This window comes from Lysinibacillus sp. NPDC097279, from assembly GCF_044761745.1.
GTDB lineage: Bacteria > Bacillota > Bacilli > Bacillales_A > Planococcaceae > Lysinibacillus.
In genome coordinates this window covers 1-14,288 of the sequence record NZ_JBIWDA010000003.1, presented here as the reverse complement: position 1 = coordinate 14,288, position 14,288 = coordinate 1, and the positions used below count along the sequence as shown (strand labels likewise).

Sequence of the window (14,288 nt, the reverse complement as noted above, 5' to 3'; positions counted from 1 at the left end):
ACTATATCACCTCTTTTGCACGTTTATGTTCTTCAACAGAGTCAGCAACTTTTAAACCAATAACACCTACAATTAATATAAAAATAAAGAGAAGCTTACCGATACTGACTACTTGATTGAATATTAAAACATCCATCAAGGTCGTTCCCATTGTGCCAATTGCTGCAAATATTGCATACACTGTTCCAGTTGGTAATTTCTCGCATGCCTTTGATAAAAAGTGCAAATCAAGCCCAATAAATATAACGATTAATAGCCACTCCCACCAATGAGCAGCCACATTGAAGCCATAAATCCAAATTAATTCAAAAAAACTAGTTAACCCTACATACAGCCAAGCTTTTCCCATAAAAAAACCTCCAAAATAATAATGACTGAACTTCATTCATTTTTACTGCAACAAGAACCTACTAGAAAATTTAGTAAAAATCCGCTTTTTAATTCGGATCTAAAGAAATGTATTTCCCTTTTTATAGCAACGTAATACTACAAATAAGAGCGTATATGGTTTGCCACTTATATATCAAAAATTCACTGTAATATGTTTCATCACTGTTTGCTTATTTTACAACAGCTTTGTTTACGACTAACGCATTACAAATAAATTCTAATAAATCTTTTTTATCCTCATCTATAAGCACTTCTTCTTTTGAATCAAATAAATAAGCTCGCTCTGCAGCAGCCTCTATTAATCCAAATACCATCTTTGACGTAGCATAAGAATCAATGGCTATTAAAATTTCACCTTTCGCCTTTGCTTTGTCCAACTCATTTCTTAACCAATTATAGTAAGGTGTATACGCATTTACCCAGTCCTTTAAATAATCAGAAGCTGACAATCCAGCATAAATAATGGCTACAAGTTCCTTATGCTCTCTCGTCATCATAAATATTGTATCTATTAATTGATTAAATTTTTCAATTAGTGGTGCTTGCTCATCCACGTTTTTTTGTATTGCCTCAAATATATTGTCGACCATTACTTTAGCAATGGCGGGCATTAAGGACATTTTTGAAGGGAAATACAAATAAAAAGTTCCTTGTGCGATACCAGCCCTTTTTACAATATCCGCAATTTTTATTTTGTCGATACCTTGTTCTTTAAACAATTGAATAGCAGAGGTTACGATACGTTTTTCCTTATCCATTATGCGCCCCCTAAAAAATCATGAATTTTTAAAAATTGTAATCTAAACAAAAATAGAATTCAACCTCTTTCTTTTAACGAAAAGGAATCATTTCCTATAATGGGCCTGAAAAATTTATTTAATTTTGGTAATTTTAAAAAATTAGTTTGACAAATGAACGAGATTCATTTAAATTTTATCCCAAGGAAGATGACTGAAATTCATTTTAAGAAAAAATCTCCCTCAGCTAGTATTTTCATAACGGTAAGTACCATTTTCCACCTTGACAAGGGGTGTGTTACAAGGTGCAAATCGGTATTATTTTTTAATCAAAGGGGCGGAATTGATGATGAAAACAGGTTATATTTTTGACGAAAGTTATTTCTGGCACGACAACGGTAGCGGAACATTATATTTACCTTCGGGTGGTTACTTAGAAACAGATGTGTTTGTCGAACATCCTTCAACAAAGAGACGAATTAATAATTTACTTAACCGTTGTGGTCTAATGAAAAAATTAGAACAAATTGAGCCACGTCCTGCTACACGTGAGGAAATTGAAATGTTCCATACAAAAGAATATGTAGATAAAGTGAAACATTTAAGCGATACAACTGGCGGAGACGCAGGAGATCACGCCATTGTTGGTAGAGGTTCTTATGAAATTGCTTTACTGTCAACTGGTGGTGCTTTAAAAGCGGTTGATGTTGTGATGAACGGTGAAGTCGATAATGTTTATGCATTAACTCGCCCACCTGGCCATCATGCAGAGGCTGCAAAAGGCATCGGCTTCTGTATTTTCAATAACGTTGCGATTGCTGCCAAATACGCAAAGCAAAAATACAATTTAGAACGAGTTATGGTGTTAGATTGGGATGTTCACCATGGTAATGGAACAGAAAGTGCTTTCTATGATACAGATGGTGTTTTATTCTTCTCAGTTCATCAGCATTTAAGTTTCCCGAATAATACGGGTTATGCAGAGAACGTAGGTGAAGCTGACGGAAAAGGATTTAACGTCAACATTCCACTTCCTCCAGGCACAGGAAATGCAGGCTATATTGAAGCATTTAAGTCCATTGTGGAACCTATTGTCAACGATTATAAACCTGAGCTTATTATTATTTCTGCTGGACAAGATCCAGGCATGTTTGATCCACTTGGACGCATGAACATGACTGCTGAAGGCTTTGCAGAGTTAACAAAAATTATGATGAACTTAGCTAATAAGCATACGGATGGAAAAATCGTCTTCTGTCATGAAGGTGGTTACAGTAACGCTTACGTTCCATTTTGTACATTGCGCATTATTGAAGAATTATGTGGCGTGAAAAGTGATGTAGAGGATCCATTCCAAGATTCACAAGGATATCCCGATTTTGTAAACGAAGTAGAAAAGAAAGCAATCAATGAGGTTATTTCAATCCAATCAGCTTATTGGCCATCATTAAAAGTTACTGTTTAAATTGTAAACACTATTATTATATTAAAAATAATTATTAAGAGGGAGGGTATCTATGAGCAATTCTATCGAGGAAATTAGTTATGAACATATTCCTTTAGAACAGCGTAATGGCACTGCCAAAGAGCTATTTTTTACATGGTTTGCCGCAAGTACCGTTTCAACAACACTTGTAACAGGATCTCTAGCTATCGTATTAGGGTTGAATTTTTGGTGGTCACTTGTTGCTATCCTATTAGGACACGGCATAGGAGCTGCAATTATGGCACTCCATTCTGCCACTGGTCCTAAAGCAGGTTTACCACAAGTAGTACAAAGTAGAGCACAATTTGGCTACTTCGGGGCTATATTGCCAATGTTAATCATTCTAATCATGTATTTAGGCTACGGCGCTACTAATACCGTTCTAGTTGGACAAGGTATGCAGGAAACACTTGGCCTTAATATGAACGTGACGGTTATTGTAAGTCTAATCCCAATGGTATTACTAGCTATTTTTGGACAAGGCTTACTTCAAAAGTCGATGAAAATCTATACAATTGGCTTTACAGTAGTATTTATTATTTTGTCGATTATGATTTTAACGAATGTTTCAATGGAGCTTTTAAATGCTGGTAATTTTTCTTTCAGCCAGTTTTTATTAATGACTTCCATTTGTGTAACATGGCAGATTACATATGGTCCATATGTATCTGACCATTCAAGATTTATCCATCCTTCACAATCTAAAAAGGTATTTACTTATAGTTACCTTGGAAGCTTTGCTAGTTCAGTTTGGTTGATGGTTTTAGGTGCAGCCATTGCCACTATGGTTGTGAATGGTAATGTTATGGCGCAAATTAAAGATATGGGCTCATTAGGTTTCATTATTGCACTATTATTATCTCTTGGTGTCCTCGTTATTAACTCCTTAAATATTTATGGAGCAGGCATTATTATATTATCGATTGCAAGTAACTTTTTAACGTTTAAAACATCTGCGAGACTACGGACAATTACTTCCATCGCCATTGGTATCATTATTGCCATTATTGCAACTTGGAGCTCAAGCAATTTTATGGCTAATTTCCAATTATACTTAGGGTTTATTTTATTCTTTATTATCCCTTGGAGTATGATTACATTAACTGATTTTTATATTTTAAAGAGAGTACATTACCCTCCAGATGAGTTCAACAAGAAGGATGGCATTTTCGGAAAAATTAATATACCTACAATGATTATTTACTTGTTAACTATCTTTATTCAAATTCCGTTTATTAATACGGAGTTATATGTAGGCCCTATTGCAAAAATGCTAAATGGATTGGATATTGCATGGCTTGTCGGTGGTGCGGTTTCTTTCCTATTATATATTAGCTTTTCTAAATTAACGGCACCTGCCAAGCTTTCTGTTGATGTTTATCCAACGGCTAGTGTGCCTGAGAATAATTAATAAATATGGTTCGTCAGGCTTCCCCAGGCCTTTTTAAAGCCCCTGTATAGGATTTTCATACAGGGGCTTTACTTATGTTATTAAACATCTACCTTTTCGATGTTGCGGATTGCTAAATAGGCAATGACTATCCCTATAATTGCTAATGTTATCGGGATTACGATAATATCATTCAATGAAAATGCACCCGTATTTGAAGAAACAACCATCACGATCAACAGAGAGGATAGTATTGTTGTTGGTACGGAGTATTTTTTCATACCAAAATACAACGGAATTAGTGCCATACTGGATGCCGCTACAGCATTCATTAATACGGAAGGAATGCGCTGCATAACCATTGTATTTGTTAGTGTATCGGGAATTAATTCGAAATTCTCACTAATCATAAGGAAAGTTATTGTAATGAAAATATTTGACAGGATAATTGCGCCAAATGTAAATACAATCACTATGGCAAGCTTAGCTGCGATTAGTTTTTTTCTATTTATAGGATACATAAATACGGTTGTTATTGTCTTATTTTTATATTCACCAATAATTAGTTTCGCAATTAATGTCGCTGCAAAAATAATAAATACACATCTTACAAAAGAATCAATAACAGTCAAAGCCATTGGATAGTTTTCTAAACCAGGATCACCTTCAATTTTTGAAATAACTAAAATCATAAACATAAAACCTAAAATAGCAAAGTTGGCGATTATAGCGGCTGTCACATACGAGCCCAAATGGTTTTTTTTCATTTCTAAACGCATTAAATTAAGCATGGATTCCACCACCATTGATTAATTTTAAGAAATAATCCTCTAATGAACTTGTTTTCCTACTAATCTCTTCAATCTCGACATCATGTTCTATTAACGTTTTGGATAATAATTTTTGTGAAATGGACATATCGTATATTCGAATACAGCGTTCATCAATACATTTAAAATTAGTTATGTGTAATTGACTATCTAAAATAAAGGCAGCCTTTTTTCCCTCACTAACAATGATTTCAATAAAATCTGTTTGGCTATGTTTTACATGCTCCATGGAAACTTCCGCAATTAATCTACCATTATTAATGACTCCAATTGTATCAGCCAGTTGTTCTATTTCTGCTAAAATATGACTCGAAACAATAATCGTAATGCCGTATTCTTTGCTTAGCATCTTGAATAATTCTCTTAACTCTCTTATCCCAACTGGGTCAAGCCCATTAATAGGCTCATCTAAAATTAACAACTCAGGTTTAGTCATTATCGCACGAGCTATACCTAAACGTTGCTTCATCCCTAACGAAAAATCCCCTACTTTTTTACCGTCCACATTCGTTAACTTCACTAAATCGAGAACATGGCCGATTTCGTTTTTATCGTAATATCCCATATAGTCGCAATGTAATTCGAGGGTTTCTTTTGCTGTTAACTTTTCATAAAAAATTGGGTATTCAATGATTGTGCCCATTCTCTTTAGCACTTCGTAAGAACGATCTGTTAATTTTTCACCAAAAATTTCAATATCTCCATTTGTTGGTTTGGCCAGATTAGTTAACATTTTCATAATCGTTGTTTTCCCCGCTCCATTTGGACCTAAAAAACCATATATCTCACCTTTCTTTACATGCATATTGACTGCGGAAACAACTTCGTTTCCATCATAGACTTTTGTAAGCTGATTTGTTTTTACAATATACGCCATTTAAATCTCTCCCTCATTTGTGGCTTTCTTTATTATAAGAAGTAAAACTCTCTATTTTATTACTTGATTCTTACAAATTTCTTAAGAGAAGAAGAAAAGCCTGTAGAGCATTTTTAGCTCTACAGGCAGGGCTAGATTAGTACATCATTCTTTTTAATGAAATAGTAAAAACCGTCTTTTCATAAGGGATGCTTTTCAGTTGGATTGTACCATTCATTATTTCTACAAGTCGCTTTGTAATTGTTAAACCGAGCCCGCTACCTTGAAATGATTTATTTCTAGAATCTTCTAGTGTATACATCCTTTCAAATACGCTGTCTATATGATATTCATCAATACCTTTTCCACAATCCCAAACATCAATAGAAACATCAGTAGCGTCAGCCCTTACTGTTAGTCCAATGACACGCCCTTCTGCCCCATAAGCAATCGCATTGGCGATTAAATTGTTTAATATTCTATCTAATGCATCCTCATTGCCTAGAGCATAAATCGGTGTTTCAGGTATATGTATGTCAATATGAAGGCCTACCGACATCACCATATCGTAAAATGATAAAATATTTTTCCGGCAAATTTCATTTACGTTTACTTTTGTTATTGGGTAGTCTGTATCGCCTGCTTCAATTTTTGCTAAATCAAAAAATGTATGAATAAGCTTCAATACTTCCTCCGTTTTTAAATGGATTCCTGAAAGTAAACGGCTGTGTTCTGTAGCACTTACCGAATGTTGTAGTTGCAACATTTCTGTATAGCCTAGCACAACTGTTAACGGTGTTTTTAAATCATGCGAAATATTAGCAAGCATCTTTTTCATCGAACTTTCTGTTTTTCGATATCTAGCCTGCATTTTGTGCGTATCATCCAGCAATGCATTTATAGTAGTAAGTAGTGTTTGTAGTTCTTGATTCGATGTCGCAACTAAAATTTTCTCGTTTGTTTGTTCATCCCTAATAGCTTGTAGCTTTGTGTGCATGTATTGAATTGTAGTGTTTTGCTCTTGTTTTCGTTTCAGCTGTAAAATAATGATGGCTATGAGAAATAAAATAATGGTAACTAGCAATAGTATCATGTATCTAGCCCTCCAATTTATAGCCAATGCCCCAAAGTGTTTTAATATACTGAGGGTTGGATGGGTCATCTTCAATTTTTTCCCGCAATCTTCTTATATGCACATTAATTATATTTTCATCACCATAGTATTCATCATTCCAAATAAGTTGATAGATTTGTTGTTTCGTAAATACACGATTTCGATTTGTGATAAATAACTTTAAAATAGCAAATTCTTTTGAAGTTAGCTTTACCTGTTGCTGATCTTTTTCAACTGAAAAATTAACGACATCAATCACCAAGTTACCAATTGCCACTATCCCCTTCGCTTCCTCCGTCGGGCTAGAATATTGTGTAGCCCTTCTTATTGCAGCTTTCACACGTGCTGAAAATTCCAACATGGAAAAGGGCTTCGCAATATAATCATCCGCTCCTAATCCAAGACCTAGTGCTTTATCAACATCACTATCTTTGGCTGACATCATAATAATCGGTAGCGCTTCTTTTGCTCGGATTATTTTTAACACTTCTAAGCCATCTAGTTTCGGCATCATAATATCCAAAATAACTAAATCAAATGTATTACTTAAACAAGTTTGCACTGCCTCTTCACCATTTGTAACGGATGTAACGGCAAACCCCTCCATAGTTAAAAATTTTTCGACCATTTCTCGAATCGTTTCATCATCTTCTACTAGTAATATACGTTTGTGCATGTTGGCACCTCATTTCAAGGTATTCTCTTTATTTCACATTTGTTTTAACTGTTTTACATTTTTATCCTATCTCCTTATAGCTTACCATATGCTAAGTGCCAGTCACTCAAACAATTCTCAAACAATTTACCTTCATCAATGGCAAATAAAAAAAGCTGCCCTCTAATTGATAGGACAGCTTTCATTTCTATTTTTCTACTTTTAAATCACACTGTTGCAGTGGAATCATTTTCGTTTTATGTTTTATTTTATAGCCCAACCACAAGGCGATAAACAGTGGTATCCCGATATAAGAAACAAGGACACCATACCAGTCAACTGAATCACCTGTGAAAGCTGTATAATTTTGACCAATTACAACAATCATACACAATGTAAATGCAAAGAGTGGTCCGAATGGATACAGCTTTGCTTTATATGGTAGTAATTTTAGGTCTAAGCCTTGCGCTTCATACGCTCTACGGAAGCGATAATGACTAAATGCAATACCAAGCCATGCAATGAAGCCTGACATCCCTGAAGCGTTTAAAAGCCACATATAGACAACGCCATCACCAAAGAATGATGCTAAAAATGCTAGGCAACCGACTGCTAATGTTAGCAGTAATGCGTAAATCGGAATTCCACGACGGCTAAGCTTTGCGAAAATTTTAGGTGCGTGTCCATCTACTGCTAATTGCCATAACATACGTGATGACGCATATAACCCCGAATTACCTGCAGACAACATCGCTGTTAAAATAATGGCATTCATTAATGATGCAGCAAAGGCAATACCTAAGCGGTCAAACACTAGTGTGAATGGTGAAACAGCAATATCTTCAGATAATAAACGAGCATCTGTAAATGGAATTAACATCCCAATTGCTGCAATGGCTAAAATGTAAAATAAAATAATTCGCCAAAAGACTGACTTAACCGCTTTCGGAATATTTTTACCAGGATCATCAGTTTCCCCAGCGGTAATTCCTAATAGCTCTGTCCCTTGGAACGAGAAGCCTGCTGCTAGAAATATGCCGAATGTAGCAAGGAAGCCACCATGGAATGGACCATCACTTATAAAGAAATTCGTAAAGCCGACTGGTGCTTGTCCTCCTAAAATACCAAAAATCATCAATAGACTGACGATAATGAAAACAATAACAGTAGCAACTTTTATCATGGCAAACCAATATTCACTTTCACCATAGCTTTTTACAGAAAGTAAATTGAATGTTAGTACGATCGCAATAAATATGACTGTCCATAGTGCCGAAGAGCTGTCTGGGAACCAATACTTCATTATAAGAGAAACTGCTGCAATTTCAGCGGCAATTGTAATCGCCCAGTTATACCAGTAGTTCCAGCCAAGTGCAAAGCCAAGCGCGGGATCTACAAATTTTGTTGCATACGTACTAAATGAACCTGATGACGGCATATAAGCTGCCATTTCACCCAAGCTTGTCATTAAAAAGTACACCATAATGCCGATTAATGCATAAGCAAGAAGTGCACCACCTGGTCCAGCCTGTGCTATAGCACCACCACTCGCTAGAAATAGCCCAGTTCCGATAGTACCACCTAACGAAATCATTGTTATATGGCGGCTTTTTAATTCTTTTTTCAACTCTGGTGCTTTATGACCGAGCTGATTAACTTTAATTTCACTCACGTTAAAGCTTCCTTCCTTTTATAAGAGGCAAAAAAATGCCATCACATGAACGTTGTGATGGCTAAGTAAATCCTCTGTTTCTTCAAAATGATAGCACAACACGTTGTCCAACGTGACAGTTCTGTTCCTTTCGGAGACAGCCCCAGCATGAGGTTTTCAAGTCCCCTCACGCTTCGGCAATATTTCCTTTCAGCTAACATCTTCAATGCTTGTCATCTCCACTAGCTTACTTATAAATACCGCGACCTCTACCTCAATACAAACATGAGGCATATAATTATTAAATTTATGATGTGTCTTAGTTTAACATACGACCTAAGACATTTCAATAAAACGATTAATGTTCTGTATTTTATGAATATTCTACTATTTTTATTAATGTGATAAAGTGTTATAGTGGTTCGAATTATAACTGTTCTATCAGGGAGGTACTTATTTTGACAACTAACGAAGAATCTACTTATCCTAGCAGAAAGATTAACTGGAAGGGCACAACGCTCTTATTAGTTATCGGTGTAATTTTTCTTGCTTCGACATTACGTATGCCATTAACGGTTGTAGGCCCAATTATTTCCTTCATTCGTGAGGATCTCGGTATATCTAACGTACTTGCAGGCTTTTTAACAACAATTCCATTGCTTGCATTCGCACTAGTGTCACCTATTGCCCCAATCGTTGCAAGAAAACTAGGACTAGAATTAACTCTTTTTCTATCAACCATTTTATTAGCACTTGGGATTGTACTGCGCTCACTTGGAACAACAGGGTTACTCGTATTCGGTACAATGATAATAGGTGTAGCTATTTCATTTGGTAACGTCCTCATCCCAGGGTTACTTAAATTAAAATTCCCTTATCATGTTGGTTTACTAATGGCATTCTTCACAATGTCCATGAACTTAACGGCTGGTATTGGTGCTGGTATTAGTTATCCTATAGCCAATGCATCTCTTGGCTGGCAAGGTGCACTTGCCATCGCTATAGCTCTTGTCGTCGTGACTATTTTAATTTGGATTCCACAATTAAAATTTAATAAGCCTGAACCAACTGTAGCTACTACGAAAACTCGTATACCCCTGTGGAAATCACCAGTTACTTGGGCAGTCACTGGCGCAATGGGTTTACAATCGCTATTATTTTATACAACTGCAGCTTGGATTCCTGAAATTTATATTGCCCAAGGAATAGCAGCAGATCGTGCAGGTTGGATGTTCTCAATCATGCAAATTTCCCAAGTACCTATGGCTCTAGCCGTACCAATTATCGCTAGTAAAATGACATCACAACGACCTCTCGTTTTGATGTTTACTGCTTTTTATATTGTCGGCTTTACTGGCCTTGTCATGGAATGGACTAATCTTGCTGTATTGTGGATGATATTGCTAGGATTAGCAGGTGGCGCTTCATTTTCACTTGCAATGATGTTCTTTACTCTTCGTACTCGTACGGCATTTGAAGCAGCTGATTTATCGGGCTTTGCACAATCATTAGGCTATTTATTAGCCGCAGTAGGCCCTATTTTATTTGGTTACCTACATGATTTATTTGGCGGTTGGAACATCGCTGGCTGGCTATTCGTTGTCGTTGCAGTATTACTATTCTTCTGCTCATTTAGAGCTTCTAGAAACGAATATATAAATTAAAAAAAGCAGCTCATCCTACTATGAGCTGCTTTTTTACATTTTTAATAAGGCGGTTTTTGATAAAAGAAATTCGGTGTATTATAAACATTGACATAAGGCTTATGAAAAATATGCGTTGTTGCAGGTGATAATGGGGGAATCAACCAAGTCCAGTTGCCTGTTAAGTCGCGACCTGCCTTCTGCTCAGCTTCTTCAAATAACTTAAATTGCTGTGCAGCAGTATGATGATCGACTATACTTACACCATCTTCTTTAAAGGAATACAGTACAGCAATATTTAATTCAACTAATGAGCGATCACGCCAAAGCGATGCTTGCTTAGTCGTATCGAGCCCAAAAATTTCGGCGATTTTCGGCAACATATTATAACGATCACTATCAGCTAAATTACGTGCCCCAATTTCTGTCCCCATATACCAACCATTGAAAGGAGCGGCTTGAAAGTCGATTCCAGCCATTTGAAAACGCATGCTTGAAATAATCGGCACCGCGTACCATTTCAACGCTAGTTCCTCCACTTGTGGGTGCTCAGGATGGCGAATTACAACTTCTAGTACATCTTCACGTGGTATTGAAAACAATTGTGGTTTACGGTCATCCACCTGGATAACGAGTGGTAACACATCAAATGCTGTGCCCTCGCCCTGCCAGCCTAGCGATTCACATACTCTTGTAAATGGTACAGAATGTGGGTCACCAACAATGCCAGCTTCCGTCTCATAGCCTGCATAACGGATCAACTGATGATTCCAAATTTTTACTCTACCAGATGCAAATACCGTTATTGTTGGCCGAATTTTACCACCATTTGTCGCATATCGAATATGACATAACAACTTCTCAAATATCCCTTGCTCATCTAAAATATCACGGGCATCCTCAACATGGAGTGATTGCCAAAATAATCTCCCGATACATTTATTACTATTACGCCAAGCTACTCGCGCACCAAAAGTAAGCTCCTCTGTTGAAGGAATATATTGTCCTTCATTTTCAACTTGCTGTAATCTATTTGTTAGCCATTGTGCAGACTCATTTTGTTCCATTTGATAAAGTGTTAAAAAACGTTGTATCTCTTGTAGTTTCATGTCGTTTTCCTCCATCTACCCTCATATTAGATGAATAGAAATAAATTCTCCATGAAAAAATTCATCAGAAAACATACATCTTTTATATATGAAATACTTTGTTCAAATTTAAATCGATAGTCAAAAATTCTCCATCAAAATTTTATAAAAACTAAATGAAAAGCTTAAAAAATTACAAAGAAAAAGCATGTAGCAACAATATGCTACATGCTTTACTAGATGACCCCTACGGGATTCGAACCCGTGTTACCGCCGTGAAAGGGCGGTGTCTTAACCGCTTGACCAAGGGGCCATGGCTCCGAAGGCAGGACTCGAACCTGCGACAACCTGATTAACAGTCAGGTGCTACTACCAACTGAGCTACTTCGGAATAATTTTTTTATGGGCCTAAATGGACTCGAACCATCGACCTCACGCTTATCAGGCGTGCGCTCTAACCAGCTGAGCTATAGGCCCTCTTTGGAGCGGGTGATGAGAATCGAACTCACGACATCAGCTTGGAAGGCTGAGGTTTTACCATTAAACTACACCCGCATATGGTGGGTCAGGACGGAATCGAACCGCCGACACTTAGAGCTTCAATCTAATGCTCTACCAACTGAGCTACTGACCCGGAAAAAGAAAATGGAGGAGGTAGAGGGATTCGAACCCCCGCGCGGTGTTACCCGCCTGTCGGTTTTCAAGACCGATCCCTTCAGCCAGACTTGGGTATACCTCCGGAAATAAATATGGTGGAGCCTAGCGGGATCGAACCGCTGACCTCCTGCGTGCAAGGCAGGCGCTCTCCCAGCTGAGCTAAGGCCCCAAATTTTTAAAGATGGTCGGAATGACAGGATTCGAACCTACGACCCCTTGGTCCCAAACCAAGTGCTCTACCAAGCTGAGCTACATTCCGTTACTGTCTATCTTATCTTTTTATGGCGCGCCCGGCAGGAGTCGAACCCACAACCTTCTGATCCGTAGTCAGACGCTCTATCCAATTGAGCTACGGGCGCTTAATATATTGAAAATGGTGCCGAGGGCCGGAATCGAACCGGCACGGTAGTCACCTACCGCAGGATTTTAAGTCCTGTGCGTCTGCCAGTTCCGCCACCCCGGCACATTTGGAGCGGAAGACGAGGTTCGAACTCGCGACCCCCACCTTGGCAAGGTGGTGTTCTACCACTGAACTACTTCCGCATGTGCATAAGATTATTTATCCTGGCAATTATGTAATTTGTAATTAAAATAAATGGTGCGGGTGAAGGGAGTCGAACCCCCACGCCTTGCGGCGCTAGATCCTAAGTCTAGTGCGTCTGCCAATTCCGCCACACCCGCAAATATGATGAGCCATGAAGGACTCGAACCTTCGACCCTCTGATTAAAAGTCAGATGCTCTACCAACTGAGCTAATGGCTCATATTATTAATAAATGAAAAATGGCTGGGGTACTAGGATTCGAACCTAGGCATGACGGAATCAAAATCCGTTGCCTTACCGCTTGGCTATACCCCAATATTAATTATATGGGGCGACTGATGGGAATCGAACCCACGAATGTCGGAACCACAATCCGATGCGTTAACCACTTCGCCACAACCGCCATATGAACTATAACAGTAGTTTAATCTAAAAAAATTTGGCAGGGGCAGTAGGAATCGAACCCACACCAAAGGTTTTGGAGACCTCTATTCTACCGTTGAACTATGCCCCTAAAATAAAAAACTGGTGGAGGGGGACGGATTCGAACCGCCGAACCCTAAGGAGCGGATTTACAGTCCGCCGCGTTTAGCCACTTCGCTACCCCTCCAAGGGCTGATGCCGGCGATAGGAGTCGAACCCACGACCTACTGATTACAAGTCAGTTGCTCTACCAACTGAGCTACACCGGCAAATAAAAAAGACGGTCCCGACCGGGATCGAACCGGCGATCTCCTGCGTGACAGGCAGGCATGTTAACCGCTACACCACGGGACCATAATTTGGTTGCGGAGACAGGATTTGAACCTGTGACCTTCGGGTTATGAGCCCGACGAGCTACCACTGCTCCACCCCGCGACAATATAATACTTTGAGATTAAAATGGTGGAGGATGACGGGCTCGAACCGCCGACCCTCTGCTTGTAAGGCAGATGCTCTCCCAGCTGAGCTAATCCTCCACATAAAAAACAAGCGAAGCGACGTCCTACTCTCACAGGGGGAAGCCCCCAACTACCATCGGCGCTAAAGAGCTTAACTTCCGTGTTCGGTATGGGAACGGGTGTGACCTCTTTGCCATCATCACTTCACTTATTCAGTTGAAAGAACTTATTCTCTCAAAACTGGATAAACGTTTCATTGAATGTTTCAAACTTTTTTTGGTTAAGTCCTCGATCGATTAGTATTCGTCAGCTCCATGTGTCACCACACTTCCACCTCGAACCTATCTACCTCATCGTCTTTGAGGGA

Annotated in this window: 11 protein-coding genes, 21 tRNA genes, 2 rRNA genes and 1 riboswitch; of the genes, 3 read left to right on the top strand and 31 right to left on the bottom strand. The window is 38.3% G+C overall.

What is annotated here, in order from left to right; genetic code table 11:
• Position 1 precedes the first annotated feature (1 nt).
• A complete protein-coding gene (locus ACIQ1H_RS13865; RefSeq protein WP_139859689.1) occupies positions 2–349 on the bottom strand; it encodes a DMT family transporter in 348 nt (115 codons plus the stop codon).
• Between the two features lie 211 nt (positions 350–560).
• On the bottom strand, positions 561–1,148 hold the full coding sequence (locus tag ACIQ1H_RS13860) for a TetR/AcrR family transcriptional regulator (RefSeq protein ID WP_402889528.1): 588 nt from the start codon (positions 1,146–1,148) through the stop codon (positions 561–563).
• A gap of 325 nt (positions 1,149–1,473) precedes the next feature.
• On the opposite strand from ACIQ1H_RS13860, the gene ACIQ1H_RS13855 reads away from it, so the two are divergent.
• Complete coding sequence (locus tag ACIQ1H_RS13855; RefSeq protein WP_337980079.1) at positions 1,474–2,592, top strand: class II histone deacetylase; 1,119 nt, start codon at positions 1,474–1,476, stop codon at positions 2,590–2,592.
• Positions 2,593–2,644: 52 nt separating this feature from the next.
• A complete protein-coding gene (locus tag ACIQ1H_RS13850) occupies positions 2,645–4,024 on the top strand; it encodes a purine-cytosine permease family protein (RefSeq protein ID WP_173478829.1) in 1,380 nt (459 codons plus the stop codon).
• An 80-nt stretch (positions 4,025–4,104) separates the two neighbouring features.
• On the opposite strand, the gene ACIQ1H_RS13845 is transcribed toward ACIQ1H_RS13850, so the two are convergent.
• The 5 genes from ACIQ1H_RS13845 to ACIQ1H_RS13825 all read right to left on the bottom strand — a co-directional run bounded on the left by ACIQ1H_RS13845 (position 4,105) and on the right by ACIQ1H_RS13825 (position 9,130).
• A complete protein-coding gene (locus tag ACIQ1H_RS13845; protein WP_402889526.1) occupies positions 4,105–4,794 on the bottom strand; it encodes an ABC transporter permease in 690 nt (229 codons plus the stop codon).
• On the bottom strand, positions 4,787–5,710 hold the full coding sequence (locus tag ACIQ1H_RS13840) for an ABC transporter ATP-binding protein (RefSeq protein WP_402889524.1): 924 nt from the start codon (positions 5,708–5,710) through the stop codon (positions 4,787–4,789). Before ACIQ1H_RS13840 ends, ACIQ1H_RS13845 begins: the two co-directional genes overlap by 8 nt.
• Positions 5,711–5,846: 136 nt before the next feature.
• A complete protein-coding gene (locus ACIQ1H_RS13835) occupies positions 5,847–6,782 on the bottom strand; it encodes a sensor histidine kinase (protein ID WP_402889522.1) in 936 nt (311 codons plus the stop codon).
• 4 nt (positions 6,783–6,786) lie between these two features.
• Positions 6,787–7,479: a response regulator transcription factor gene (locus ACIQ1H_RS13830; RefSeq protein WP_402889520.1), complete on the bottom strand. Its 693-nt coding sequence runs from the start codon at positions 7,477–7,479 to the stop codon at positions 6,787–6,789.
• A 187-nt stretch (positions 7,480–7,666) separates the two neighbouring features.
• Entirely contained in the window at positions 7,667–9,130 is a 1,464-nt protein-coding gene (locus ACIQ1H_RS13825) for an amino acid permease (protein WP_173478830.1), read from the bottom strand.
• Positions 9,131–9,213: 83 nt separating this feature from the next.
• Positions 9,214–9,389, bottom strand: a riboswitch (Lysine riboswitch).
• A gap of 178 nt (positions 9,390–9,567) precedes the next feature.
• On the opposite strand from ACIQ1H_RS13825, the gene ACIQ1H_RS13820 reads away from it, so the two are divergent.
• Positions 9,568–10,773 (top strand): CynX/NimT family MFS transporter, encoded by a 1,206-nt coding sequence (locus tag ACIQ1H_RS13820; RefSeq protein ID WP_402889518.1) that lies wholly within the window; start codon positions 9,568–9,570, stop codon positions 10,771–10,773.
• A 41-nt stretch (positions 10,774–10,814) separates the two neighbouring features.
• On the opposite strand, the gene ACIQ1H_RS13815 is transcribed toward ACIQ1H_RS13820, so the two are convergent.
• From ACIQ1H_RS13815 to ACIQ1H_RS13700, 24 genes are all read right to left on the bottom strand, one after another.
• Positions 10,815–11,861, bottom strand: a complete 1,047-nt coding sequence (locus tag ACIQ1H_RS13815) for a nitric oxide synthase oxygenase (protein WP_402889516.1) — start codon at positions 11,859–11,861, stop codon at positions 10,815–10,817.
• A 220-nt stretch (positions 11,862–12,081) separates the two neighbouring features.
• Positions 12,082–12,153, bottom strand: a tRNA-Glu gene (locus ACIQ1H_RS13810).
• A 1-nt stretch (position 12,154) separates the two neighbouring features.
• Positions 12,155–12,231, bottom strand: a tRNA-Asn gene (locus ACIQ1H_RS13805).
• A gap of 12 nt (positions 12,232–12,243) precedes the next feature.
• Positions 12,244–12,317, bottom strand: a tRNA-Ile gene (locus ACIQ1H_RS13800).
• A gap of 4 nt (positions 12,318–12,321) precedes the next feature.
• Positions 12,322–12,395 (bottom strand) — tRNA-Gly (locus ACIQ1H_RS13795).
• A 3-nt stretch (positions 12,396–12,398) separates the two neighbouring features.
• Positions 12,399–12,474 (bottom strand) — tRNA-Phe (locus ACIQ1H_RS13790).
• Positions 12,475–12,486: 12 nt separating this feature from the next.
• Positions 12,487–12,579, bottom strand: a tRNA-Ser gene (locus ACIQ1H_RS13785).
• Positions 12,580–12,590: 11 nt separating this feature from the next.
• Positions 12,591–12,666 (bottom strand) — tRNA-Ala (locus ACIQ1H_RS13780).
• Between the two features lie 13 nt (positions 12,667–12,679).
• Positions 12,680–12,756 (bottom strand) — tRNA-Pro (locus ACIQ1H_RS13775).
• Positions 12,757–12,779: 23 nt separating this feature from the next.
• A tRNA-Arg gene (locus ACIQ1H_RS13770) sits at positions 12,780–12,856 on the bottom strand.
• A 15-nt stretch (positions 12,857–12,871) separates the two neighbouring features.
• Positions 12,872–12,960: transfer RNA gene (locus tag ACIQ1H_RS13765), tRNA-Leu, on the bottom strand.
• 5 nt (positions 12,961–12,965) lie between these two features.
• Positions 12,966–13,040: transfer RNA gene (locus ACIQ1H_RS13760), tRNA-Gly, on the bottom strand.
• Between the two features lie 53 nt (positions 13,041–13,093).
• Positions 13,094–13,178: transfer RNA gene (locus ACIQ1H_RS13755), tRNA-Leu, on the bottom strand.
• Between the two features lie 8 nt (positions 13,179–13,186).
• Positions 13,187–13,259, bottom strand: a tRNA-Lys gene (locus ACIQ1H_RS13750).
• Positions 13,260–13,280: 21 nt separating this feature from the next.
• Positions 13,281–13,355, bottom strand: a tRNA-Gln gene (locus ACIQ1H_RS13745).
• Positions 13,356–13,367: 12 nt separating this feature from the next.
• Positions 13,368–13,443, bottom strand: a tRNA-His gene (locus ACIQ1H_RS13740).
• A gap of 37 nt (positions 13,444–13,480) precedes the next feature.
• A tRNA-Trp gene (locus tag ACIQ1H_RS13735) sits at positions 13,481–13,554 on the bottom strand.
• Positions 13,555–13,566: 12 nt separating this feature from the next.
• Positions 13,567–13,650: transfer RNA gene (locus ACIQ1H_RS13730), tRNA-Tyr, on the bottom strand.
• A 9-nt stretch (positions 13,651–13,659) separates the two neighbouring features.
• Positions 13,660–13,732, bottom strand: a tRNA-Thr gene (locus tag ACIQ1H_RS13725).
• A 12-nt stretch (positions 13,733–13,744) separates the two neighbouring features.
• Positions 13,745–13,817: transfer RNA gene (locus ACIQ1H_RS13720), tRNA-Asp, on the bottom strand.
• Positions 13,818–13,823: 6 nt separating this feature from the next.
• Positions 13,824–13,898 (bottom strand) — tRNA-Met (locus ACIQ1H_RS13715).
• Positions 13,899–13,923: 25 nt separating this feature from the next.
• Positions 13,924–13,999: transfer RNA gene (locus ACIQ1H_RS13710), tRNA-Val, on the bottom strand.
• Between the two features lie 13 nt (positions 14,000–14,012).
• Positions 14,013–14,128: ribosomal RNA gene (gene rrf / locus ACIQ1H_RS13705) — 5S ribosomal RNA — on the bottom strand.
• Between the two features lie 69 nt (positions 14,129–14,197).
• Positions 14,198–14,288: ribosomal RNA gene (locus ACIQ1H_RS13700) — 23S ribosomal RNA — on the bottom strand; the annotation flags it as partial.